Source organism: Cobetia sp. Dlab-2-AX, assembly GCF_024124625.1.
Taxonomy (GTDB): domain Bacteria; phylum Pseudomonadota; class Gammaproteobacteria; order Pseudomonadales; family Halomonadaceae; genus Cobetia.
In genome coordinates, this window is the sequence record NZ_JAMXRV010000003.1 from 470,760 (window position 1) to 494,585 (window position 23,826).

Annotated in this window: 17 protein-coding genes and 1 pseudogene; 15 read left to right on the forward strand and 3 right to left on the reverse strand. The window is 63.5% G+C overall.

The window, feature by feature from the left end:
- The first annotated feature begins 3 nt into the window (after nt 1-3).
- Nucleotides 4-1,173: a patatin-like phospholipase family protein gene (locus tag NH396_RS07705; RefSeq protein WP_176676508.1), complete on the forward strand. Its 1,170-nt coding sequence runs from the start codon at nt 4-6 to the stop codon at nt 1,171-1,173.
- Nucleotides 1,174-1,314: 141 nt separating this feature from the next.
- On the opposite strand, the gene NH396_RS07710 is transcribed toward NH396_RS07705, so the two are convergent.
- Nucleotides 1,315-2,157, reverse strand: a complete 843-nt coding sequence (locus tag NH396_RS07710) for a transporter substrate-binding domain-containing protein (RefSeq protein WP_253062711.1) — start codon at nt 2,155-2,157, stop codon at nt 1,315-1,317.
- Between the two features lie 96 nt (nt 2,158-2,253).
- Nucleotides 2,254-2,859 (reverse strand): Smr/MutS family protein, encoded by a 606-nt coding sequence (locus NH396_RS07715; protein WP_176676509.1) that lies wholly within the window; start codon nt 2,857-2,859, stop codon nt 2,254-2,256.
- Between the two features lie 197 nt (nt 2,860-3,056).
- Between NH396_RS07715 and prmB the strand changes: the two genes are divergently transcribed.
- The 5 genes and pseudogenes from prmB to phaC form a co-directional block, all read left to right on the forward strand.
- Entirely contained in the window at nt 3,057-4,019 is a 963-nt protein-coding gene (gene prmB / locus NH396_RS07720; RefSeq protein WP_176676510.1) for a 50S ribosomal protein L3 N(5)-glutamine methyltransferase, read from the forward strand.
- Between the two features lie 151 nt (nt 4,020-4,170).
- Entirely contained in the window at nt 4,171-5,262 is a 1,092-nt protein-coding gene (aroC, locus tag NH396_RS07725; protein ID WP_043335551.1) for a chorismate synthase, read from the forward strand.
- Nucleotides 5,263-5,523: 261 nt separating this feature from the next.
- Nucleotides 5,524-6,066: a hypothetical protein gene (locus NH396_RS07730; RefSeq protein ID WP_176676511.1), complete on the forward strand. Its 543-nt coding sequence runs from the start codon at nt 5,524-5,526 to the stop codon at nt 6,064-6,066.
- Between the two features lie 216 nt (nt 6,067-6,282).
- Complete coding sequence (locus tag NH396_RS07735) at nt 6,283-6,735, forward strand: phasin family protein (protein WP_176676512.1); 453 nt, start codon at nt 6,283-6,285, stop codon at nt 6,733-6,735.
- A 519-nt stretch (nt 6,736-7,254) separates the two neighbouring features.
- A pseudogene (gene phaC / locus NH396_RS07740) lies at nt 7,255-8,985 on the forward strand (class I poly(R)-hydroxyalkanoic acid synthase); the annotation flags it as partial.
- A 1,045-nt stretch (nt 8,986-10,030) separates the two neighbouring features.
- Here phaC and NH396_RS07745 read toward each other — a convergent pair.
- Complete coding sequence (locus NH396_RS07745; RefSeq protein WP_176676514.1) at nt 10,031-10,921, reverse strand: LysR family transcriptional regulator; 891 nt, start codon at nt 10,919-10,921, stop codon at nt 10,031-10,033.
- Nucleotides 10,922-11,279: 358 nt separating this feature from the next.
- On the opposite strand from NH396_RS07745, the gene leuC reads away from it, so the two are divergent.
- From leuC to NH396_RS07790, 9 genes are all read left to right on the forward strand, one after another.
- On the forward strand, nt 11,280-12,731 hold the full coding sequence (gene leuC / locus NH396_RS07750; RefSeq protein WP_176676515.1) for a 3-isopropylmalate dehydratase large subunit: 1,452 nt from the start codon (nt 11,280-11,282) through the stop codon (nt 12,729-12,731).
- 11 nt (nt 12,732-12,742) lie between these two features.
- Nucleotides 12,743-13,396: a 3-isopropylmalate dehydratase small subunit gene (gene leuD, locus NH396_RS07755; RefSeq protein ID WP_176676516.1), complete on the forward strand. Its 654-nt coding sequence runs from the start codon at nt 12,743-12,745 to the stop codon at nt 13,394-13,396.
- Nucleotides 13,397-13,538: 142 nt separating this feature from the next.
- Complete coding sequence (leuB, locus tag NH396_RS07760; RefSeq protein WP_176676517.1) at nt 13,539-14,621, forward strand: 3-isopropylmalate dehydrogenase; 1,083 nt, start codon at nt 13,539-13,541, stop codon at nt 14,619-14,621.
- 218 nt (nt 14,622-14,839) lie between these two features.
- Nucleotides 14,840-15,961, forward strand: coding sequence for an aspartate-semialdehyde dehydrogenase (asd, locus tag NH396_RS07765; RefSeq protein WP_176676518.1), 1,122 nt, complete (start codon nt 14,840-14,842; stop codon nt 15,959-15,961).
- Between the two features lie 456 nt (nt 15,962-16,417).
- Entirely contained in the window at nt 16,418-19,219 is a 2,802-nt protein-coding gene (locus NH396_RS07770) for a FimV/HubP family polar landmark protein (RefSeq protein WP_253062713.1), read from the forward strand.
- Entirely contained in the window at nt 19,219-20,340 is a 1,122-nt protein-coding gene (truA, locus tag NH396_RS07775) for a tRNA pseudouridine(38-40) synthase TruA (RefSeq protein WP_176676520.1), read from the forward strand. Before NH396_RS07770 ends, truA begins: the two co-directional genes overlap by 1 nt.
- A gap of 13 nt (nt 20,341-20,353) precedes the next feature.
- The gene (locus NH396_RS07780) at nt 20,354-20,995 is read left to right on the forward strand and encodes a phosphoribosylanthranilate isomerase (protein WP_253062715.1); all 642 of its coding nucleotides are present in this window, start codon (nt 20,354-20,356) and stop codon (nt 20,993-20,995) included.
- A 303-nt stretch (nt 20,996-21,298) separates the two neighbouring features.
- A complete protein-coding gene (gene accD, locus NH396_RS07785) occupies nt 21,299-22,318 on the forward strand; it encodes an acetyl-CoA carboxylase, carboxyltransferase subunit beta (protein WP_176676521.1) in 1,020 nt (339 codons plus the stop codon).
- Nucleotides 22,311-23,825 (forward strand): bifunctional folylpolyglutamate synthase/dihydrofolate synthase, encoded by a 1,515-nt coding sequence (locus NH396_RS07790; RefSeq protein WP_176676522.1) that lies wholly within the window; start codon nt 22,311-22,313, stop codon nt 23,823-23,825. Before accD ends, NH396_RS07790 begins: the two co-directional genes overlap by 8 nt.
- The last annotated feature ends 1 nt before the right edge of the window (nt 23,826 follow it).

The window sequence follows — 23,826 nt, forward strand, 5'->3', positions numbered from 1 at the left end:
GCCATGGCCAAGCGCAAGACCATCGCCCTGGCACTGGGGAGTGGCGGGGCCCGAGGCTATGCCCATATCGGCGTCATCGAGGAAGTGCTGGCGCGCGGTTACGACATTCGCGCGATTTCGGGCTGCTCGATGGGGGCACTGGTCGGGGGCATCCATGCCGCCGGCAAGCTGGATGCCTATCGTGACTGGGTCTGTGAGCTGGATTACTTCGACGTGCTGCGGCTGGTGGATGTCACCTGGAGCCCGATGGGCGCCATCCGCGCGCGCCGCATCATGGATGAGCTGGAAGCCCTGATCGGTGATACGCGCATCGAGGATCTGCCGATTCCGGTCACCACCGTCGCCACCGACCTGATCGCCCAGAAGGAGGTCTGGTTCCAGAGCGGCAATCTGCTCGAGGCGATCCGGGCCTCCATCGCGGTGCCCGGGGTGATCACGCCGGTGCAACGCGACCGCAAGGTGCTGGTGGATGGCGGCCTGATGAATCCCTTGCCGATCACGCCGCTGGTCGCCGCCCACGTTGACCTGGTGCTGGCGGTCAATGCCACGGCGCATTCGCCGCGCAACCAGACGCTGGAACAGATGCTGCCACCGGCCGATGCCGCCGAGGAAGAGGCGCGCGAAGCCGCCCTGGAAGCGCGCGGCGGTGGTTTCAGTGACTGGCTACGGGGAGTGCGTCGCGGGGCCGAGCGCATCTTCTCTGCCGAGAAGGAGCAGGCGCTGGAGGACCAGCAAGGTATGGCATTTGCCAGTCCGGTCGGCGGTGTTCCGCTGCCACCGGGCGATGCCTCGCGCTTGAAGTTCGAGGCACTCAAGAGCAGCGATGCCGAGCCAGTGCCGGGCACGGAAGCGTTGGCAGAGCCGCAGGCAGAGGCTGGTGCCGTGACCCAGGGCAAGCAGCCGCCTGCGAACGACGTCGAGCCTGAACGGGTCGATGAAAACGCGCCGGAGCTTGCCTGGGGAAAGCTGGACATGATGATGCGCTCCTTCGATATCACCCAGGCGACGCTGGCCAAGTACAAGATCGCCGGCTATCCGCCGGATATCCTGGTCGAGATTCCCAAGACGGTATGTGGCGCCTATGAATTCCACCGCGCGGCGGGTCTGATCAAGCTGGGGCGCCACCTGGCCGCCGAAGCGCTGGATCGCTACGAGAAGGGTAGCGACGGCTAGCCTTTTTTGAGTTGCCCTTTAATGAAAAAGCCCCCGCCAATCGGCGGGGGCTTTTCGTTGCAGTGCTTTTCAATACAGAGCTCTTCAATACAGAGCGCTTCTTTGCAGTGCGTGTGACCGGAGCCTGAGCGAAGCGTCGTCTCAGCTGTTGATCCACTTGTCGAAGATGGCGGCCTGCTCACCGGTACCCTGCATCTGGGTCAGCCACTGATCGACGTAGGCCTTCCAGATGTTGTCACCCAGCGGCAGCAGATAGCCTTTCTGGGAGAAGGTGAACGGCGAGTCCGGGTGCACGCTGCACAGCTCCGGGTGACGGCTGGCCTGCAGCTGGGTCTCGATGGCGTCGGTGACCATCACATCGGCACGGTCTTCGATGATGTTGTTGAAGATGGTGCGGTTGTCGTCGTGGGCGAGGCGCGTGGCATCGCTCAGGAATTCATTGGCGAAGCGCTCGTTGGTGCCGCCCGGATTGACGGTGATGCGCACGCTGGGCTGATTGATCTGCGCGACGGTCTGGTACTTGTCGACGTCTTCGCAGCGCACGATGGGCGTCTTGCCGCCGGTCTGGTACGGCTGGCTGAAGTAGGCCTGAGCCTGGCGGTCCAGCTTGACCGAAATGCCGGACATGGCGATGTCGCACTTGCCTGAGGTGAAGTCTTCCATCAGCGTCGGCCAGCTGGTCGGCACGGTCTCGACCGTCGCGCCCAGGCTCCTGGCCAGTGAGGCGGCCATGTCGATGTCGATGCCTTCGAAGTCGCCATTGTCTTCACGGTGGCTGAAGGGCGCGTAGTCACCGGTGGTGCAGACCTTCAGCACCTGTCCTTGTTGCACACGCGAAAGGGTGCTGTCGGACAGCGCATCGCTGGCGGCGGCCGGCATGGCGAAGGCCAGTGACAGGCCAGCGGCGGTGGCACCGCCGAGAATGGCAGCGGAAAGGGTGCGGCGTGAAGAAGTGCGCATTGGCTGTTCAGCGTTGGGTGTCATCAGGGTGTTCCCTTGTCGTTATGGTTCAGGCCCAGCGAGCGGCCTGCTTGTGGTAGTGATTCAATCAGTGGTGGTGACTCAATCTGTAATGGTGGCTCACTCCAGCAGCGGATCACGGCCCTTGCTGCGCAGCAGGACATAGACCGCGCCGCTGCCGCCATCCAGCTCCAGTGACGAAGTAAAGGCCAGCACGTCAGGCCATTGGCGCAGCCAGGCATTGACGTGGCTCTTGATGATGGGGTGATCGGCCATGCCAGTCCATGCCTTGCCGTGCACCACCAGCACGCAGCGTGAGCGACGGGCGATGGCATCGTCGATGAAGGACTCGAGCTCGATGCGGGCCTGCTCCAGCGTATAGCCGTGCAAGTCGAGACCCGCCTCCCAGGCGATCTCGCCGCGCTTGAGACGCTGACGCTGGCGGTAGGGGAGATCGGGCACCGCGAAGTCGAGCAGCTGGCTGGGCGTGACCGGCTCGACCTGCCCATCGGTGGTGCGCGATGGCGTGCCGAGTGAGTCGGTCGAGGCTTCGCTGGCGGCTGCGCGGCGCGCCGCCAGACGCGCCTGCTCTTCCTTGTCGAGGGGCTTGCGGCCGGGGTCGGCGCGGTTGGTGGTGATCTTGCGTACGCCGGCCTGCTTGAGGGCGGCACGGAAGGCGTTGAAGTCGTCGCCGGTATCCGAGCTGTCGTCGTGGTTGGGTGGCATGACCGGGCTCCGCGGGCAATAAAATGGCAAGTCGCGCAGTATAGCGCGGCTGTCGGTGCTGTGAAGCACCAGGCGCCCATGGCGCGAGCAAGGGTCGCCGCCACGCCTCGTGAACGCTACAATGCCTGCGCGAGACGCCATCGGCCCCTCACGACTGGCGGCGCTCGTTGTCCATCTGTCCGCTTACAGGAATCACCGTGTCCACTACTTCCGCGTCCGACCTGCGCCACCCTTCCAGTCTCAGTGAGCCGGACTCCCGTCTCGTCGAGGAGCTGGTGACCCTGCGCGATCTGATCCGCTGGGCGACCAGCGAGTTTCACGCGCATCGCCTGCACTTCGCCCATGGCACCGATTCTGCCTGGGACGAAGCGGTGGCGCTGGTGCTGGGTGCGCTGCATCTGCCATGGGACACGGACCCCGCCGTGATCGACGCGCGCCTTCTGACCATGGAGCGTGCGCGCATCGTGGCGCTGGTGCGTGAGCGCATCACTACCCGCAAGCCGCTGCCGTATCTGCTCGGCGAGGCCTTCTTCACCGGCGTGCCCTTCGATGTCGATGAGCGCGTGCTGATTCCGCGCTCGCCGATCGCCGAGCTGATCGAGAGCGGCTTCTCGGCCTGGTTCCCGGAACTGCCGCCGACCCGCGTGCTGGACATGTGCACCGGTTCCGGCTGCATCGGTATCGCCACCGCGCTGGTGATGCCGACCGCCGAGGTCGATCTGGTCGATATCAGCAGCGAGGCGCTGGAAGTCGCGCGTCGCAACATCGAACGCCACGACGTGGCAGGGCGTGTCATCGCCGTGCAGTCGGACCTGTTCGCGGGCGTGGCGGGCAAGCGCTATGACCTGATCGTCTCCAATCCGCCCTACGTGGATACCTTCGATCTCTCCAACATGCCGCAGGAATTCGGCCATGAGCCGGCACTGGCGCTGGGCGCCGGTGACGACGGCCTGGATATCGTGCGCCGTATCCTGCGCGAGGCGCGTGACTACCTGACCGACGATGGCGTCTTGATCGTCGAGGTCGGCAATTCCGAACGCCACCTGATGGAAGCCTTCCCGGAAGTGCCCTTCATGTGGCTGGAGTTCGAGCGCGGCGGCAACGGCGTCTTCGCCATCGATGCCCAGACGCTGGAAGTCTGCGCGCCTGAATTCGCTTGAGCTGGCGGGCGCCTACCCCGGTGGGATTCGTCTGAGCTGGCGGGATTTGCCAGAAGCACGGGCGCAAGCCGTCAGACTCTGCAACGCTTACGACAACTATTATCAGAACGCCGTCGGCCATGACCGGCGGCATCGCCTGAGGACCCCCTGAATGTCCGGAAATACCTTCGGCAAGCTGTTCACCGTCACTACCTTCGGAGAAAGCCACGGCCCGGCACTGGGCGCCATCATCGATGGTTGCCCACCGGGCATCGAGATCAGCGAGGCGGATCTGCAGATCGATCTGGACCGCCGCCGTCCCGGCACCTCGCGCCACACTACCCAGCGTCGCGAGCCGGACCAGGTGCGCATTCTCTCGGGCGTGTTCGAGGGTCGCACTACCGGCACCGCTATCGGCCTGATGATCGAGAACACCGATCAGCGTTCCAAGGACTACGGCAAGATCAAGGACCAGTTCCGTCCGGCCCACGCCGACTACACCTATCACCACAAATATGGTGAGCGTGACTATCGTGGTGGCGGCCGAAGCTCGGCCCGCGAGACCGCGATGCGTGTCGCCGCCGGGGCCATCGCCAAGAAGTATCTGGCGGGTCTGGGCGTGCAGGTGCGTGGCTACCTGTCCCAGCTTGGCCCCATCGAGCTTGAGGTCAAGGACTGGTCGCTGGTCGACACCAATCCGTTCTTCTGTGGCGATGCCGATCGCCTCGAGGAGCTGGAGCAGTACATGGACGCCCTGCGCAAGGAAGGCGATTCCGTGGGTGCCAAGGTCACCGTCGAGGCGACTGGTGTGCCGGTCGGCCTGGGTGAGCCGATCTTCGATCGTATCGATGCCGAACTCGCACATGGCCTGATGAGCATCAATGCCGTCAAGGGTGTCGAGATCGGTGATGGTTTCGCTGTGGTCAGCCAGAAGGGCACCGAGCATCGTGACGAGATGACGCCGGAAGGTTTCCTCTCCAATCATGCCGGCGGTATTCTGGGCGGCATCACCAGCGGCCAGACCATCCGTGCCAGCATCGCCCTCAAGCCGACCTCCAGCCTGCGGCTGCCGGGGCGTAGCATCGACGTCAACGGCGAGGCGGTCGAGGTGATCACCACTGGCCGTCATGATCCGTGTGTCGGCATCCGTGCCACGCCGATCGCCGAGGCGATGGTCGCGCTGACGCTGATGGATCACCTGCTGCGCCATCGTGGTCAGAACGCTGACGTCAAGGTCGATACGCCCGTGCTGCGCGAAGTGTAAGCCGCATGCGGCGCGGCTGAACTTGTAACGCTGCCAAGCCGCTGAATTTGTAAAAAGACACGCCCCAGCCGTGGAGTGATGCCCAGCATCCTTCATGGCTGGGGCGTCTTGCGTAGTGGGCTGGCTTGCACAAAGTAAATAAGAAAAGGCGTAAGTAGCAGGCTGCCCCCGTGTCATTCTCGCTGCTAGACTCGAATGGCATGCATGCCAGCGGACTCGCGCACCACGCCGTGCGCGGGCAGACAACACAAGGAATCTGCCATGAAGATCAATGTCGAATTCGACCTCACGCCGCAGGAATTTCGCCAGGCGATGGGCCTGCCGGACGTGGAAGCCTTCCAGCAGGAATTGATGGAGCGCTTTCGTCGCCAGATGGAGGCGGGTGCTGAAGGTTACGACCCCATGAGTCTGCTCAAGCCATTGATGGCACCGGGCGCGGGCACGCCGTTTGCCAGGTTCATGCCGCCGGGCATGGCCGAGGGGATGATGGGTGGCGCGTCTGGCGCTGGCAATGCCGGGCAGGGGGTAGTGGGCGGCATGCCGGGCGATATGGGCGAGAGCATGGCCCAGGGCATGGCCGCCTTCAATCAGTATCAGAAGATGATGCTGGATACCCTGCAGCAGTTTGGTCAGGGCGGCGCGGAAGGCAAGGAGGCTGACAAGCCGGAGCCTGCCGCACGCAGGAGTTCGGGGCCCAGTGGTGATCAAGCCGCGGATCAGAAGGCAGAGCAAGGCGCCAGCCGGGCGGATGATGCGAAACCGGCCTCTGCGGCCAGTGCGCGCTCACGCGCCAAGCGCAGTTGATGCTAGGCGCGATGAAAGTCCTTGGCTGATATCGGTGTGAGGCATGCCCGGCCAATCCCGTGACAGAGAATGTCGTTTGACAGTTTTCTGTCATGGGATTGCAACCACCTGAGGAGCAGACTAGTCTTTGTGCAGTGCAGCATATTGCTGTGCTCCACAGGTGGCGCAGAGACTTCTGCGCGCTGTCCCGGTACGGAATCCATGGGAGGAACCGTCATGCAGCAGGATCAGATGTTCAACGCCTTTGCCGAGCAAGCCCGCAGCTTCTACCAGCCGATGCGCAAGCTCAACACTCTGATGCTCGACCATATGGGCAAGATTGCCGATTATCAGATGGACGCTGCCAAGCGCTATACCGAGACTGGTCTCGAGCGTGCGCGTGCTGCCACTGAAATCAAGGGTATGGAAGAGTTCAGCGAGTTCAGCAGCCGCCAGCTGGAAGTGGCGACCGAGCTGTCTCAGCAGATGATGGATGATTCCCTGAAGCTGGCCGAGATGGGCAACGACATGCGCGCCCAGCTCGAACAGGCCTACTCTGACGCTGGCAAGGAAGCCAACGACAAGGCGTCCGCTGCCGTACAGAAAGCCGCTTCGGCAGCAGAGGACAAGGCATCCTCCGCTGCCAGCAACAAGCCGGCTGCCGCGACAAGCCGCGCCAAGCAGAACTAAGGTATACCCCGAAAAGGCTGGCGCTTGCGCCAGCCTTTTTTGCCGTTGTCTGGCATTGCCCCTGCCGTGCTGAAAGGCGCATGCTGGAGGTGAGCACGCTGTCGAACAGGCTGTTTTGCTCTCGTATTTGCCGCGCGCGAATCCGACGGAAAGCAGTCCTTGCAGTGGAGCATTCGATCGCCCCGTGGCGGTCAGTCATGAATTGCTGGACAACCTTGAAAACGATGTCCGTCGCCAGTGAAGGCGCTCATCTCGGTGAAGATGGCATGACATCGCTCAGTGCTCAGGAAGGATTCGATTCGATGAAATCGTGCCGCCGACAGGCGTTCGGCAGCCAAGCTTCGATAGCCAATGACGTGATGGTCAATGACAAGGAGGAAGGGCGATATGGACTCAGCCCAGCAGCAGGCGTTCTCACAGACATTCTCTCAGGCCTTTGCCAGTCTGTTCCCCGACGGTGCTGAAGGCACGGAGTGGGCCAGCGTCGTGCAGCAGGCCAGTGCCCAGTATCAAGCCTTGATGAGTGACATGCTGGAGCGCCTATGGCCCAGCGCCGCCGCTTCCACCATCTATGACGAGATGGGTCGTTGCTTCCAGGCGGGAGCCGAGGCTCTGGCACGCGACCCGCAACTGCTGCTGTCGACCCAGACTCGCCTCTTCCAGGACCAGATGGCCCTGCTGCAAGGCACGCTGCGCGAGCTGAATGGCGAGAGTGTCGAGCCGGTGATCACGCCCGCGCGCTCTGACCGCCGCTTCCGCGATGAGGCCTGGCAGAACGAGCCCTATTACCACTTCCTCGTGCAGCAATACCTGCTGTTCTCGCGTGCCGTGGACGATATGCTGGCCGGCATTCAAGGCCTGCCGGAGAGCCAGAAGCGCAATCTCGAGTTCTACGCGCGCCAGTACGTCAGCGCCTTCTCGCCCTCCAACTTCGCCTCCACCAACCCGGAAGTGCAGCGCGTGACCCGCGAGACCGGCGGCCAGAACCTGCTCGACGGCCTGAAGCGTCTGCGTGAGGACCTGGCCAACTCCGCCGAAGGCATCAATGTCGCGATGACCGATACCGAAGCCTTCCGTCTCGGCGACAACATCGCCGTCACGCCGGGTGATGTGGTCTTCGAGAACGAGCTGATCCAGCTGATCCAGTATCGTCCAGCCACCGAGAAGGCCTTCAGCACGCCGTTGCTGGTCGTGCCGCCGTGGATCAACAAGTACTACATTCTCGATCTGCGTCAGGACAATTCGATGATGCGCTGGCTGGTGGAGCAGGGCCACACCGTGTTCCTGATCTCCTGGCGCAATCCGGGGCCCGAGCAGAGTGATCTCACCTGGGCCGATTACATGCAGATGGGGCCGCTGGCCGCGATGGATGCCATCGAGCAGGCCACCGGCGAGAAGCAGGTCAACATCCTGTCCTACTGCATCGGCGGCACGCTGACGGCCAGCACCATGGCCTATCTGGCGGCCGAGAAGCAGGCGGATCGCGTGCGCTCGGTCAGCTACATGGCGACGCTGCAGGACTTCTCCGATCCCGGTGAGATCGGTGTCTTCCTCAACGAGCCGGTGCTGCAGGGTCTCGAGAAGCAGATGGCGCAGGACGGCTATCTGGATGGCCGCGTGATGGCGTTCTCCTTCAATCTGCTGCGCGAGAATGACCTGTTCTGGTCGTTCTACGTCTCCAACTATCTCAAGGGCGAAGCGCCGACCGCGTTCGACCTGCTGTACTGGAACACCGACGGCACCAACCTGCCGGCCGGGACCCATGCCTGGTATCTGCGTCACATGTATCTGGAAAACCGCCTGGTGCAGCCCGGCGGCATCGAGCTGGACGGCGTGCCGATCGATCTCTCGCAGATCGAGACACCGAGTTACTGGGTCTCCGCGCGCGAGGACCACATTGCCAAGTGGCAGACCACCTACAACGGCACCCAGCTGCCCAAGGCCTCCATCAAGCGCTTCGTGCTAGGTGGCTCTGGTCATATCGCGGGCATCGTCAATCCGCCGCACAAGAACAAGTACGGCTACGCCACCAATGACAGCCTGCCGGCAACCCCCGACGAGTGGCTCGCGGGTACCGAGCTGCATGAAGGCTCCTGGTGGAATGACTGGCAGGCGTGGATGACCGGCAATGGCTTCGTGGAGCCGGAACCGGAGGTCGCTGCACGCACGCCGGGTGAGGGCAAGCTCGACGTGATCGAAGCGGCGCCGGGGCGTTATGCGCGCCAGACCATTCCCGAAGTGCTGGGGCAGAGCGTGCCGGAAGAGATCACCAGCGTGGCGGATGCGCAGCTCAAGGCCGTGCGTGATGTCCAGCAGACGGTCGAGAAGAGCGTGAATGAAGCGCTCAAGCAGGTGACACTGCCGCTGGAAGAGGCCATGACCGCGATGACCGAAGCCGTCACCGGCAAGGCCGCCAATGATGCCAGCAGTGCCTCTGCTGCCAAGTCGTCTACCGCCAAGCCTGCCGCTTCCAAGGCCGCATCAGCGTCTACTGAGTCAGCAGCACCGGCGAGCAAGCGCGCTGCTCCCAAAGGCGCAGCCTCCAGGAGCACTGCTGCCAGGAGCACTGCTGCCAAGAGCACTGCAAAACAGAGCACGGCAAAACCGAGCACTGCGAGCACGGCGGCCAGCAGCACCGGTAGCTCAGCGGCGAAGACCACCACGGCGAGAAAGACCTCCACGCCGCGCAAGACGGCTGCCAACAAGACGACCACAGCCAACAAGACAACGGCGGCCAAGACGACGGCAAGCAAGTCAGCCTCTGACAGCAAACCGTCTGCCTCCGGCACCTCGAGCAGTGGCACTTCTTCCGCGGCCTCCGGCTCCAGTGCTGCGAAGCCCGCGACGACGCGCAAGACTCCGGCGAGCAAAAGCACGGCGAGCAAGGCGACTGGAACCAGCAATAGCACTGCCAGCTCGACAGGAAGCACGAGTACTGCCAAGACGGGCAGCAGCACCGGGGCTTCCAATCAGGGGGCTTCCCGCTCGAGCGCTTCAAGCTCTGGTGCTTCCACTACCACCGCCAAGAGCGACACCGGCAGCCAAGCGCCCAAGCCGCGCCGTGGCCGTCCCTCCAATGCTAGCAAGGCCGCCGCCGCCAAGGCAGCGGAAGAGGCTAAGAAGGACGATGCCAAGCCTGCGGCCAGCAAGACGGATGGCGCGTCTGGCAATGCCAAGGATAGCGACAAGAGTTGATCCGCGGCGCCACAAGTTGTGAGTCAGAATCGCAACGCCAGCCCTTCGGGGCTGGCGTTGTGGGTTCAGGCGGTATTTCCAAAGTGGGCTTTCGAGCGCGCTAGAGGCTTCTCGATGCCGCGTCCCTTGCCCCTTCCAGCAGTTCGATCATCGCGCTGGCGGCGTTCGAGAGGGTGCGGTTGTTGTGGTAGAGGTAGCCGAGCTGGCGTTCGATGGGGCGGTGGTCGATGGGCAGGATCTCGATCTCGTCGTCGATCATGCTTTCCGGCAGTACGCTCCAGCCCAGGCCGATGGCGACCATCATCTTGAGGGTCTCGAGGTAGTTGGTGGACATCGAGACTTCCACCGAGAGGCCGTCACGCGCGAAGGTGTCGATGACGATGCCGCGCGTGAAGGTCAGGTGGCCCGGCAGTACGGCGTCGTGCTGTGAGAGGGCGGCCAGCGGCAACGCCTTGTGCCCCGCCAGCGGATGGTCCCGTCCGCACACGAAGCGCATCTCATCCAGCCACACCGGCACCACCGTCAGATTGGGATCGCGATGCGGTGCCAGGGTGACGACGGCCAGTTCCAGCTCCCCATCGAGTACGCCCTGATAGGCCTGTTCCGAATCCAGAAAGCGCATGTCCATGCGCACCTCTGGGTGGGCCATGGTGAAGGCCTTGAGCAGTGGCGGCAGCCGGTGCAGGCCCACATGGTGGCTGGTCGCCATCGTCAGGCTGCCTTTTACCTCGCCGGACAGATTGCGCAGCGCACGCCGGGTGTCATCGTGCATCACCAGGATGGCGCGGGCCCGCGGCAGCAGGATGTTGCCGGCCTCCGTCAGGGTGACGCGCCGTCCGATGCGATCGAACAGCCGTGCGCCATGCAGTTGCTCCAGCTGGGCAATGCGCTTGGAAACGGCCGGCTGGGTGAGGTGCAGCTGCTCGGCGGCCAGCGAGAAGGAGGCGGTTTCGGCGACGGCGACGAAGGCCTGCAGAGAGGGTGTGTCCATGTGGGCCAGCTATCCTGTGATGACGGCGTTCAGAGAGGCATTCAGAGGCGCATCAAGCGGGGCGGTTATGCCGTCCCGGGCGGATGAATTCCTGATCAAGACCTGATGAGTCATGGTATTCCTTTTGGGAATCCAAAGCATGAAAAACATGAATTGCTTTTATTCATGGTCGCCGAGTACTCTTGATGGCACAGGACGCGGCGGCGATGCTGGAGCCTGCAAGCAAGTGGTCACTCTCCACGGGCTCGCACGACCGCCCCGCCATCAACACTGGACGACACACCCTCATCAAGGGGCCGTTACGAGCCCCGAGGCAGCAAGCGCGCTCTTACCGTAAGGCGCCACGAGGAGACACGACATGGCTAGCCAGACCCTTTATGACAAGTTGTGGGATCAGCACCTGGTCAAGCAACGCGAAGACGGTACTGCACTCATCTACATCGACCGTCACCTGCTGCACGAAGTCACGTCGCCGCAGGCATTCGAAGGGCTGCGTCTGGCCGGCCGCAAGCCGTGGCGTCTGGATGCCAACCTGGCAACGCCGGATCATAACGTGCCGACGTCTCTCAAGGAGCGTGCTGCCGGTATCTCGGGCATCGAGGACGAAACCTCACGCATTCAGGTGCAGACCCTCGACGACAACTGCAACAGCTTCAACATCGAGCAGTTCACCATCAATGATGCGCGTCAGGGCATCGTGCATGTGGTCGGGCCGGAGCAGGGCGCGACCTTGCCGGGCATGACCGTGGTGTGTGGCGATTCCCACACCGCGACCCACGGTGCCTTCGCGGCGCTGGCCCACGGGATCGGCACCTCCGAGGTCGAGCACGTGCTCGCCACCCAGTGCCTGATCCAGCGCAAGATGAAGAACATGCTGGTGCGCGTCGATGGGCGTCTCGGCACTGGCGTCACCGCCAAGGATGTCGTGCTCGCCATCATCGGCGAGATCGGCACCGCCGGCGGTACCGGCTACGCCATCGAATTCGGCGGCTCTGCCATCCAGGACATCTCCATGGAAGGCCGCATGACCATCTGCAACATGGCGATCGAAGCCGGTGCGCGGGTCGGTCTGGTCGGTGTCGATGACATCACCATCGATTACCTGCGCGATCGTCCCTATGCGCCGAACGCCCAGCAGTGGGAAGCGGCCGTCGCCGACTGGCGCAATCTGGTCTCCGATGCGGACGCCGAATTCGACAAGGTTGTCGTGCTCAAGGCCGAGGACATCGCGCCGCAGGTCACCTGGGGCACCAGCCCGGAGCAGGTCACCAGCGTCAATGGCGTGGTGCCGGACCCGGCAGCCGCCAGCGATGACACCGAAGCGCGTGGCATCACCCGTGCGCTCGAATACATGGGCCTCAGCGCTCAGCAGAAGATCACCGACATCAAGCTGGACCGTGTGTTCATCGGTTCCTGCACCAACTCGCGTATCGAGGATTTGCGTGAAGCGGCGCGCGTGGCTGAAGGCCGCAAGGTCGCCAAGAGCCTCAAGCAGGCGATGGTCGTGCCGGGCTCTGGCCTGGTGAAGGCACAGGCGGAAGCCGAAGGGCTGCACGAGATCTTCCTCGCCGCGGGCTTTGAATGGCGCGAGCCGGGCTGCTCCATGTGTCTGGCGATGAACGCCGACAAGCTGGGCGCCGGTGAGCATTGCGCTTCCACCTCCAACCGCAACTTCGAAGGCCGTCAGGGCTTCGGTGGGCGTACGCACCTCGTCAGCCCGGCCATGGCCGCCGCTGCCGCGATTGCGGGTCACTTCGTTGATGTTCGTGACTTTGCCCCCATCCCTACCAACAACACTCAAGTCGCCTGAGGAGGCCCGACATGGAAAAGTTCATTCGCCAGCAGGGCCTCGTGGCACCGCTTGATCGCGCCAACGTCGATACAGATCTGATCATCCCGAAGCAGTTTCTGAAGTCGATCAAGCGTACCGGCTTCGGCCCGAACCTCTTCGATGAGCTGCGCTATCTCGATGAGGGCTATATCGGCCAGGACATCAGCAAGCGTCCGCTGAACCCGGACTTCGTGCTCAACCAGCCGCGTTTCGCGGGTGCCAGCGTATTGCTGGCGCGTCGCAACTTCGGTTGCGGCTCCTCGCGTGAACACGCGCCCTGGGCACTGACCGACTTCGGCTTCCGCGTGGTCATCGCGCCGAGCTTCGCCGATATCTTCTACAACAACTCGTTCAAGAACGGTCTGTTGCTGATTACCCTTGACGAGGACACGGTGGACCGTCTGTTCAAGGAAGCCGAGGCGGTGGAAGGGTATCGTCTGGATATCGACCTCGAAGCACAGACGGTCATCACGCCGTCCGGTGAGTCGATTCCCTTCGAGGTCGACAGCTTCCGCAAGCACTGCCTGATGGAAGGCCTGGACGATATCGGTCTGACCCTCAAGGACCAGGACGCCATCGACAGCTTCGAGAAACGCCACCGCACCGAGCGTCCGTGGTTGTTCCGCAATGGCAAGACGGCCTGATCTGTCCAGCATCGCGTCAGTCAGCACCGAAGTCGCAACACATTCGTCATGGCTCGCCGTCCAGAGTGGCAGCGAGCCCAGTCTCAGCACCGGCGGTGAACCGTCGGTCTCGCCGGAAGCTCTCCGGCCCAAGGAGTTCCAGATGAGCCGCAATATCCTGATTCTGCCCGGTGATGGCATTGGCCCGGAAATCACTGCCGAAGCCGTGAAGATCCTTGAAGCCGCCCGCAGCGAAGGTCTGGACATCACTCTGAGCGAAGGCAAGGTCGGTGGTGCAGGGTATGACGCGGCCGGCCACCCGCTGCCGGCGGAAACGCTGGAGGCGGCCAAGGCAGCGGACGCCATCCTGCTAGGTGCAGTCGGCGGCCCGCAGTGGGACAGGCTCGAGGACATCTCGCTGCGCCCGGAACGCGGCCTGCTGGGGCTGCGCAAGGAGCTCGAGCTGTTCGCCAATCTGCGTCCGGCGATTCTCTACCCGCAGCTGGCCGAGGCCTCCAGCCTCAAGCCGGAAGTGGTGTCCGGTCTGGACATCATGATCGTGCGTGAGCTGACCGGCGGCATCTACTTCGGTCAGCCGCGTGGCATCGAGACGCGTGATGGCCAGCAGGTCGGCTACAACACCTACGTCTACTCCGAGTCCGAGATCGAGCGCATCGGTCGTACCGCCTTCGAGATGGCGCAGAAGCGCAACAAGAAGCTGTGCAGCGTCGACAAGGCCAACGTGCTGGAAGTCACCATGCTTTGGCGTGACGTGATGGAGCGTATTTCCGCCGACTACCCGGATGTCGAGCTGTCGCACATGTACGTCGACAACGCCGCCATGCAGCTGGTACGTGCCCCCAAGCAGTTCGACGTGGTGGTCACCGGCAACATGTTCGGCGATATCCTGTCAGATGAAGCCGCGATGTTGACCGGCTCCATCGGCATGCTGCCGTCCGCCTCGCTGAATGCGGGTGGTCAGGGCATGTACGAACCATGCCACGGCAGCGCGCCGGACATCGCAGGGCAGGGCATCGCCAACCCGCTGGCGACCATCCTGTCGGTGGCCATGATGCTGCGCTACTCGCTCAACGAAGCGGCCTGGGCCGAGCGCATCGAGAAGGCGGTCGGCGTGGTGCTGGATGAAGGGTTGCGCACTGCCGATATCGCCTACGCCGGGACGCGCAAGGTCTCCACCTCCGAGATGGGCGATGCCGTGCTGGCTGCCTTCAAGGCCCAGGCGTAAGGCAATACCCGCGTGAACGCCGCAAGCCCGCGGCGTTCACGCGATGATCATGGGGGAGCTCGGCGTGCGTCGCCGAGTTCTCATGTCAAGACCTGCGGCTGGAGCGTTGGGCAAGGCTCGCCTCGTCTGAGTTGCCTGTGCTCGCTGCGGGTCATTCCTGTGTCGGGAGCGGTGGTGTCTTCCCTGCTCCCGGCCGTGCATGAACAAGGAGAACAAGCATGTTGAAAGTCGGATTTGTCGGTTGGCGTGGCATGGTCGGTTCCGTGCTGATGCAGCGCATGCGTGATGACAACGATTTCGCCGGTATCGAGCCGGTATTCTTCTCCACCTCCCAGGTCGGTCAGGCCGGTCCTGATGTGGGCACGCCGGTACCGGCGCTCAAGGATGCCAATGACATCAATGAACTGAAGGCACTGGATGTCATCGTCACCTGTCAGGGCGGCGACTACACCAAGCAGGTGTTCGGCCCGTTGCGCGAAGCCGGCTGGAAGGGCGACTGGATCGATGCCGCCTCCACCCTGCGCATGGAAAAGGACGCCGTGCTGGTGCTGGACCCGGTCAACCGTCATGTGATCGATGAGAAGATCGGCGCCGGTGCCAACACCTTCGTCGGCGGCAACTGTACCGTCAGCCTGATGCTGATGGGCCTGGGCGGCCTGTTCGAGGCTGGCATGGTCGAGTGGATGACCTCCATGAGCTACCAAGCAGCGTCCGGCAGCGGTGCGCGCCACATGCGTGAACTGCTGACCCAGATGGGGCAGCTCAATGGCAGCGTGGCCTCCGAGCTGGCCGACCCGGCCAGCGCCATCCTCGACATCGACCGCAAGGTGACCGCCACCATGCGCGGCGATGACTTCGCGACCCAGCAGTTCGGTGCTCCGCTGGCCGGTTCGCTGCTGCCGTGGATCGATTCCGCGATGGAATCCGGCCAGACCCGCGAGGAGTGGAAGGCCGGTGTCGAGGCCAACAAGATTCTCGACAGCCAGGGCAACCCGATCATGATCGATGGTCTGTGCGTGCGTATCGGTGCGATGCGTTCCCACTCCCAGGCCTTCACCGTCAAGCTCAAGCAGGACGTACCGCTGGACGAGATCGAAGACCGCCTGGCCAAGCACAATGACTGGGTCAAGGTTGTCGCCAACACCAAGGAAGACAGCCTCAAGCATCTGACACCAGCTGCCGCCACCGGTACCCTGACGGTGCCGGTCGGCCGTCTGCGCAAGCTGGCGATGGGCGGCGAATATCTCTCTGCCTTCAGCGTCGGTGACCAGCTGCTGTGGGGGGCCGCGGAGCCGCTCAAGCGCATGCTGACCATCCTGCGTGAACATCGCGCGGCCTGATCGTACTGCGTAGCGGCATGTCGTCGGGCTCGTTGCGAGCCTGACCTGAAAGCGCCCTCGACTCCAGAGAGTCGAGGGCGCTTCGCTTTTGCACGTTACGTCGTGGATGGTCGGTGATTTCAGGTGGGAGATAGGTCACTGATGTTACGGCTAGTACCAGATATCTCAGTCCTTGCTGCGCATTTTTTGCGATTTTGGCTGGCGCTTTTGATCCATGATGGCAGAGTGGTGTTTTTTACGGGTATCGTTATGGGGGTGTCGTCGAGCTGGTCACTCGCGATATGTCGCCTCTGCGGCCCTAATCGATCGTGGGCCGATAGTCTATCGTTGAAACTCTTTCCACTTTGCCGATGGCTTCCCGCACTCCTGGGACGGACTCTCTGGTATCTTGTGTAAGTATACGTAACATAATGCGCGGGCCGGGCAATGATTCGGCCGCATACGAAGGGACACTCAATGGGACGCAAGCTTCCTCTCGCACTGGCGGTGTCGTTCGCCGTCTACAGTGCTCAGGCCTTGGCAGTCGGCATGGAATCGCCGCGGTTGCGCTCGAATCTGAATCAGCCACTGGACGCGCGCATTGGCCTCACGGATACCTCGGGCCTCGATGCCAGCCTCATCAAGGCCGGCGTTGCCGATTCTGCCGCCTTTACGCGAGCGGGCGTCGATCGCAGCTATGTCAGCGATGAGATCAAGGTTGCCGTCAAGCAGCAGGGTGGACGCTACTACCTCCAGCTGTCCACCAATGGCGCGGTACGTGAGCCCTATGTGGACCTGCTGCTGGATGTCGAATGGCCCAATGGCAAGCTGCAGCGCCAGGTGACCCTGTTGTTCGATCCGGCGGGCTATTCGAGCCAGCCGTCATTGGTGACACCTGCAGGCGCGCGCTCGCGCCCGTTGGCCACCAACGATTCCTCGCCGACACGTTCCGTGGTGTTCCGCGACAATGCCCAGCCCAGCCAGGCCTCCTCGCGCAGCGCGTCATCCGGCACGCCGCCGTCCAGCATCAAGGTGCGCAACGGTGATTCGCTGTGGACGATCGCGCGTCGCGTGCGCCCGGATGCCAGTGTCAGCATCCGTCAGGCGATGCTGGCGATTCAGGAAGCCAACCCCAGGGCCTTCCCGGGTGGCAACATCAACAAGCTGCGTGCGGGAGTGGTGCTGAGTGTGCCGGACCGCAGCACCATGTTGGGACGTTCGCGTACCGAGGCCGACAGGGAAGTGCGTCAGCAGTATCAGCAGTGGGTCGCAGGCGCGCAGGGCAAGACCGTGCCGGCTCCGCCCAGCAAGAAAACCGCCGCGGCCAGCACGTCGAACGAGCCTTCTTCCAGTGCTGCGCCCGCGCCGAGCGGGCCCGCCAGCGCGGGCGCCGATGGCAAGCCGCGTCTGACGCTGCTGGATGAAGACGGCAGCAAGCCCAAGGCGGCAGCCAGTGGTCAGATCTCGGCGGGTAGCCAGCAGGCGATCGATGAACTGTCCGATCGCCTCGAGTCGCTGGAAGATCAGCTGCTGACCAATCAGCAGCGCCTCGATCAGCTGGAGCAGGAGCGTGATGACCTGCGCAGCGAAGTGGCCTCCCTGCGCAACGAAGTCGGCGAGCTGCGAGCGTCGCTGGCAGAACGTACCGAGCAGCTCGAGACGGCCAAGGTGCTGCTCGCCAAACAGAATCGCCTGCTCGTCAACAGCGGCATCTCGCCGTTGGCGTTGCCGGAAAGCCTGATCGCCGCCGGGGTGGATCTCGGTCAGCCGCGCGACGGCGAGGGCAACCTGGTGTTACCCAAGCAGCCGTGGCCCCAAGCGACCTGGCAATGGGTGCAGGACAACCTGGCCATCGTCGGCGGGGCGGCTGGGGCATTGTTGCTGCTGTTGCTGCTGTTGCTGCGTCGCCGCTCCGGTTCCGGGGGCGATGAGAACATGAGCTTCGCCGATGCGGTCCGCGGCAATGAAGCGCCCGACCAGGACAAGCCCCGCGTCTTCCCGGATACCTTTGCAGCCTCGACTGCCGCAGCTGCCGCGGGTCACAAGTCATCCGCGTCTGAAGATGACAATGTGGCGGCGCGCCGGGGTTCCAGTAGCCTCGAGCCGCTCTCCCAGCCGGAAGCGGCTGCGATCAGCGAGGCGGACATCTTCATCGCCTACGGCCGCTTCGATCAGGCCCAGGCCCTGCTGGAAGCCGGTCTTGTGGAAGACCCCGCACGCCAGGATCTGCGCCTCAAGCTGATGGGAGTCCATGGCGAGCTTGGCAATGCTGAAGCCCTGCATCATGAAGGTGAGCAGGTGCTGGCGGCCGGCAATGAGGAAGAGCGCTTCGAGGCTCAGGCGCTGCTGGATCGCTATAGTGCCTCAAGTAGTGCGCTGCGTGCTGTCGCTGGCGGTGGCGTGAGTCCGGTGGGGCGCAAGGTCTCCTATCTGTCAGGAGTGGCAAGCCAGCAGGCGGCAGCGCCTCGCGCGCCGCTTGAAGGTCGCGACAAGACCGATGATGCGGCTCGCGGCCCGGCAGATGCATCCGCCACGGGTGCTGACACCTCCCTTGATGACCAGGAAGATATCAGCGCGGTGCCTGACAGCGAACCGCATGCCGGTGACGGCGTGAGCGAGCCGCTGGTCGAGCGTGCTTCCGACCAAGGTGTCGCCTTCGAGCCGGGCCTCAAGGGCGTGGATCACGAGAAGGTGTCCGTGCGTGAGAGTCACTTCAACAGCGACAACGTGATCGATTACCAGGCGCCGGAATTGACGCTGGGAGATGCTGGTCAGGCTGATGACGAGAAGGGCACTGACACCGCGGCATCCAATGCGGCGGATAGTGCGCTCAAGGGCGAGTCCGTCGAGTTCACCTCACTGCGTGAAGAGCTGGATGACAACGCTGCGATCGAGAGCAATGCAGCGAGCCAAGCGCCGCATGAGGCGTCCAGCAAGTCGTCAACTTCAGTCGATGGCATGGAGGAGTTACCGTCACTGGATAGCATGACGCTGGAAGAAGTGGACGTGCCGCGGCGTGATATCTCGGAATTCGAGGTCGAGGAAGTGGCGTTCGAGTCTGGGGATCAGGATAATGCCTATCCCTCTGTCGAGTCGGCAGGGTTTGGGGCTGGCGCCCAGGATACCAAGGCATTCCAACAGCTCGAGGAAGCCCGTCAGTTGTTGGTGGATGGCGATGATGATCAGGCGGCTGCGCTGCTTGAGCCGCTCGCTACTACCAGTGATGACATGGTCCGTGAAGAGGCGCTGGCGTTGATGGAGCGCTTTGGTCTGACCTGATGCCCTTTTTTACACCGCTGGATGATAACGAGAAACGCCCGGGGCGCATTGCTCTGGGCGTTGAATATGATGGCAACCGCTATTGTGGCTGGCAGCGTCTGAGCCACGCCCCCTCCGTGCAGGAAGCGCTCGAGAAGGCCTTGTCCAAGGTCGCCTCCACGCCGATTACCGTGCATTGCAGTGGCCGCACCGATTCCGGTGTGCATGCCGTGCGTCAGGTCGTGCATTTCGATACCCCCGTGGGCCGCAGCCGCAAGGCCTGGCGCATGGGCGGTAACGTCAACCTCCCCCCCGATATCGGGATTCATTGGGCCGTGCCGGTGCCCGATGATTTCCATGCGCGTTTCAGCGCCATCGCCCGTCGTTATCGCTACATGATCATCAACCAGCCGTTTCGGCCGGTGATGGAGCGCAACAATGTCACCTGGTGTCGCGAGCCGCTCAATGTCGCCGACATGCAGGCCGCAGCGGCGCACCTGGTGGGTGAGCTGGACTTCTCAGCGTTCCGCGCGGCAGGCTGTCAGTCGCGTTCGCCGCGCCGCCACGTGCACTTCATTGAAGTCAGTCGCCATGGTCATATCGTCATGATCGATATCCAGGCCAATGCCTTCCTGCATCACATGGTGCGCAATATCGCGGGCACCTTGATGGCCATCGGGCGTGGCGAGAAGCCTGTCGAGTGGATCGTCCAGCTGATGCGCGAGGGAGATCGCACGCGCTCGAGCGCGACGGCAGCGGCGACAGGGCTTCACTTCGTCGATGTCATCTATCCGCCGCGCTATGCGCTGCCCAAGGAACCCTTGGGGCCTGGTCTGGTCGCACATCTTGGCGAGTGGACGGGTGAGCGCCCGTTGCCGGACTGCCCGATGGTGCGCTCACGCATGGCACGCGCCGAGGCCGAGAGTGCCGAAGAGGCGCGCGCGGCAGGCAAGCTCAGTGAGCAGGAGGCCATCCGGCTGGCCAATGTAGCCCGTGAGGCCGAGCGCCTCAGTCGTGAGCATGAACAAGCGATTCCTGCGGCAGGCGATCCTGCGGCAGGCGATCCTGCGGCAGGCGATCCTGCAGCAGGCGTCGAGGATGACACGCTGACGACTGCCACCCAGAATGAATCCTCACGTTGAACGGAGTGATCCCATGATCGAGATGAGCGCTCGAGCGAGCCAGCGTACCCGGATCAAGATCTGTGGCCTGACACGTGAGCAGGATATCCGCGACGCCGTGGCGGCAGGTGCCGATGCGCTGGGTTTCGTGCTGTGGCCGGGCAGCAAGCGTGCGGTCGATGTGGTGCGATTGGCCGAGCTTGCCGCGTGCGTACCGGCCTTCGTGACGCGGGTCGGCCTGTTCGTGGATGCCAGCGGCGAAGAGATTGCCGCAGCGGCACCGCACCTCGATCTTCTCCAGTTGCATGGCAATGAGACGCCAGAGCAGTGCCGAGCGGCTGGGCGGCCCTATATCAAGGCGTTGCGCATGCGTGACGGGATCGATCTCGACGCGGAGGCGGCGCGCTACCATGACGCGCGTGGCTTGCTGCTGGATGCCTATCGTCCTGGCGTGCCCGGTGGCACCGGCGAGACCTTCGACTGGTCGCGCATCCCGGCCGATCTGCCGCTGCCGGTCATCCTGGCCGGTGGTCTCGAGTCAGGCAATGTCGCCGCAGCGGTGGCGCAGGTCGCCCCTTACGCGGTCGATGTCTCCGGTGGTGTGGAAGCCGCGCCCGGCGAGAAGAGTGCCGAGCGCATGCAGGCATTCTGTCAGGCAGTCCGCCAGCAGCGCTGATTTGCCGGCAAGCGTTGCGACCCTTGCGTTGCTTTCGTCCCGGGCGGCGAGGGCCGCAACGCTCAATTGGCATCTCGCACTACCCGCAAGGGGGGCGAAGCCGCTACAATGACCTCCAGAATTCGGAAAAGTGGCCGTACGACCAATGGGTTGCACGGTCTTTTCCATTGGCACTGCCCTGTGATGGTAGCTGCCCGCCATATTGCCGGGGCGTGAACGCTCTGGAATATGTGCCAACTCGCATGGCCGCCGACAGTCGTCGAGCGGTGCCCAGAACAGCAGCAAAACGGAAGCCTCCCAACCATGAGCTGGCTTGACAAGATTGTGCCGTCAATGAGCCGTATCCAACGCAAGGATCGGCGTACCTCCATTCCTGACGGCCTGTGGCGTAAATGCCCCAAGTGCGAAGCAGTCCTGTACCTTCCGGAGCTGACCAAGCACGACAACGTCTGCCCCAAGTGTGACCACCACCTGCGTCTCACTGCGCGTGCGCGTCTGTCCTGGTTCCTCGACAGCGAAGGTCGCGAGGAAATCGCGGCGGATCTCGAGCCGGTCGATCGCCTCAAGTTCCGCGACTCCAAGAAGTACAAGGATCGCCTGAGCGCTGCCCAGAAGCAGACCTCCGAGAAGGATGCACTGGTCGCCATGCGCGGTGCTCTCTCCGGTCAGCCGGTCGTGGCCGTGGCCTTCGAGTTCAGCTTCATGGGTGGCTCCATGGGTGCCATCGTCGGCGAGAAGTTCGTGCGTGCAGCAGAGCTTGCGCTGGCCGAGAACATTCCGCTGGTCTGCTTTGCCGCCTCAGGTGGTGCTCGCATGCAGGAAGCCTTGTTCTCCCTGATGCAGATGGCCAAGACCTCCGCGGCGCTTGAAAAGCTCAAGCAGGCTGGCGTGCCGTACATCAGCGTGCTGACCGATCCGGTCTTCGGTGGCGTCTCTGCGTCGCTGGCGATGCTGGGTGACCTGAATGTCGCCGAGCCGAATGCCCTGATCGGCTTTGCCGGTCCGCGTGTCATCGAGCAGACCGTGCGCGAGAAGCTGCCGGAAGGCTTCCAGCGCTCCGAGTTCCTGCTCGAGCATGGCGCCGTCGACATGATCATCCACCGTCGCGAGATGCGTGAGCGCCTGTCCAGCATCCTGCTCAAGCTGCAGGGCATGCCGGTCAACGCCGCCAACCTGCCGGTCGCGGATGCGGTCGTCGAAGAAGAATCCGTCGAGGCGGATGCGCCTGTCGAAGCACCGGCCGAGCCGCGCTCCGCCGTGGACAGCGTGCTCGACGAGACCTTTACCAGCGAGAAGCCGCAAGGCGAACGTCGCGATGGCTGAGCAGGGCTCCGCCCCGGCAAGCTGCAGCACCGACGAGGTGCTGCAGTCTTCCTCACTCCCTCCGCTGGATGCCGCTTCGTGGCAGCTTTCCCCTCTGCATGATGCTGTGCCGCGCGGCCTCTCGCTGGATGAGTGGCTGACGCGCCTCGAGCATCAGCACCCCGTCAGTATCGATATGGGCCTTGCCCGAGTGCTGTGCGTGGCCAGGCGTCTCGGTCTGGTCGGGGCGGGCGCGCGTCGACTCGGTGGCCGCATCATTACCGTGGCGGGCACCAACGGCAAGGGATCGACGGTTGCCATGCTCGAGGCGCTGGGGCGTGCCCATGGGCTGAGCACCGCCACCTATACCTCTCCCCACCTGCTGCATTACAACGAGCGTCTGAGCTTCAATGGTCACGACGTCGATGATGCCGCATTGGTCACGGCCTTCGAGCAGGTCGATTCCGCGCGCCACTCCGGGCTGTCAGCCAGTGGTGAGCCGGTGGATGACGAGGGCGTGATCAGCCTGACCTACTTCGAGGCCGGTACACTGGCAGGGCTGTGGTTGATCGCTCAGCAGCAGCCGCAGCTCGCGATTCTGGAGGTCGGCCTGGGCGGGCGTCTGGACGCCGTCAACATCATCGATTGTGATGTCGCGATGATCATCACGGTCGCACAGGACCATGCCGCGTTTCTTGGCACCGATCTCGAGAACATCGGCTTCGAGAAGGCCGGTATTCTGCGCGCCGGCAAGTCGGCCGTGTTCGGCTCGGATGTGCTGCCGTCCAGTTGCGCGGCGCACGCTCGCTCACTGGGCGTCACGCCGCAGGTGCTGTGGCAGGACTTTCGCTGGCAGGCCGCGGCTGACCTTGTGGGTAGCAGTTCAAATAGCAGCCTGGATGGCAGTACGAGCAATTCGGCTACCTCGCGATGGCAATGGCAGCGCCTGTCGGCGCCGGCGCTGACATTCGATGCGCTGCCAGATCCGGGCTTGCCGCGCGACAATGCGGCCAGTGCGCTGAATGCGCTGGTCGAGGCCGGTATCGAGCTCAACGCCGAATGCGTGCGGCAGGCCATGGCGAGCGTCAAGCTCAAGGGGCGCATGCAGTGGCTGACCCGCCACGGGCGTGACTGGTGTCTGGATGTCGGTCATAACCCGCATGCCGCGAGTTATCTGGCCAGTCGTCTTGCCGCTCATGACCTGCGTTGCGCGCGGAATTCTGCCACCCAGCCGCGGCGGGCATTGCTCGCCATGCTGGGCGACAAGGATGCCGCTGGCGTGATTCAGGCGCTGGCGCCGGTGGTGGACGGCTTCGTCGTCGCCACCCTGGATGGCGAACGTAGTCGCCAGGCCAATGAGCTTGCCGCCGTGGTCCGCCACTGTGGTGGTGAGGTGCTGGCGGAGTGCGAGACGGTCACCGCCGCAGCCGAATGGCTGGCACGCGAGACGAGCGCTGGAGAAGTATTGGTCTGTGGTTCCTTCTTCACGGTCGGTGAAGCATTGATGTGGCTCGACGCCCAGGCCTGAT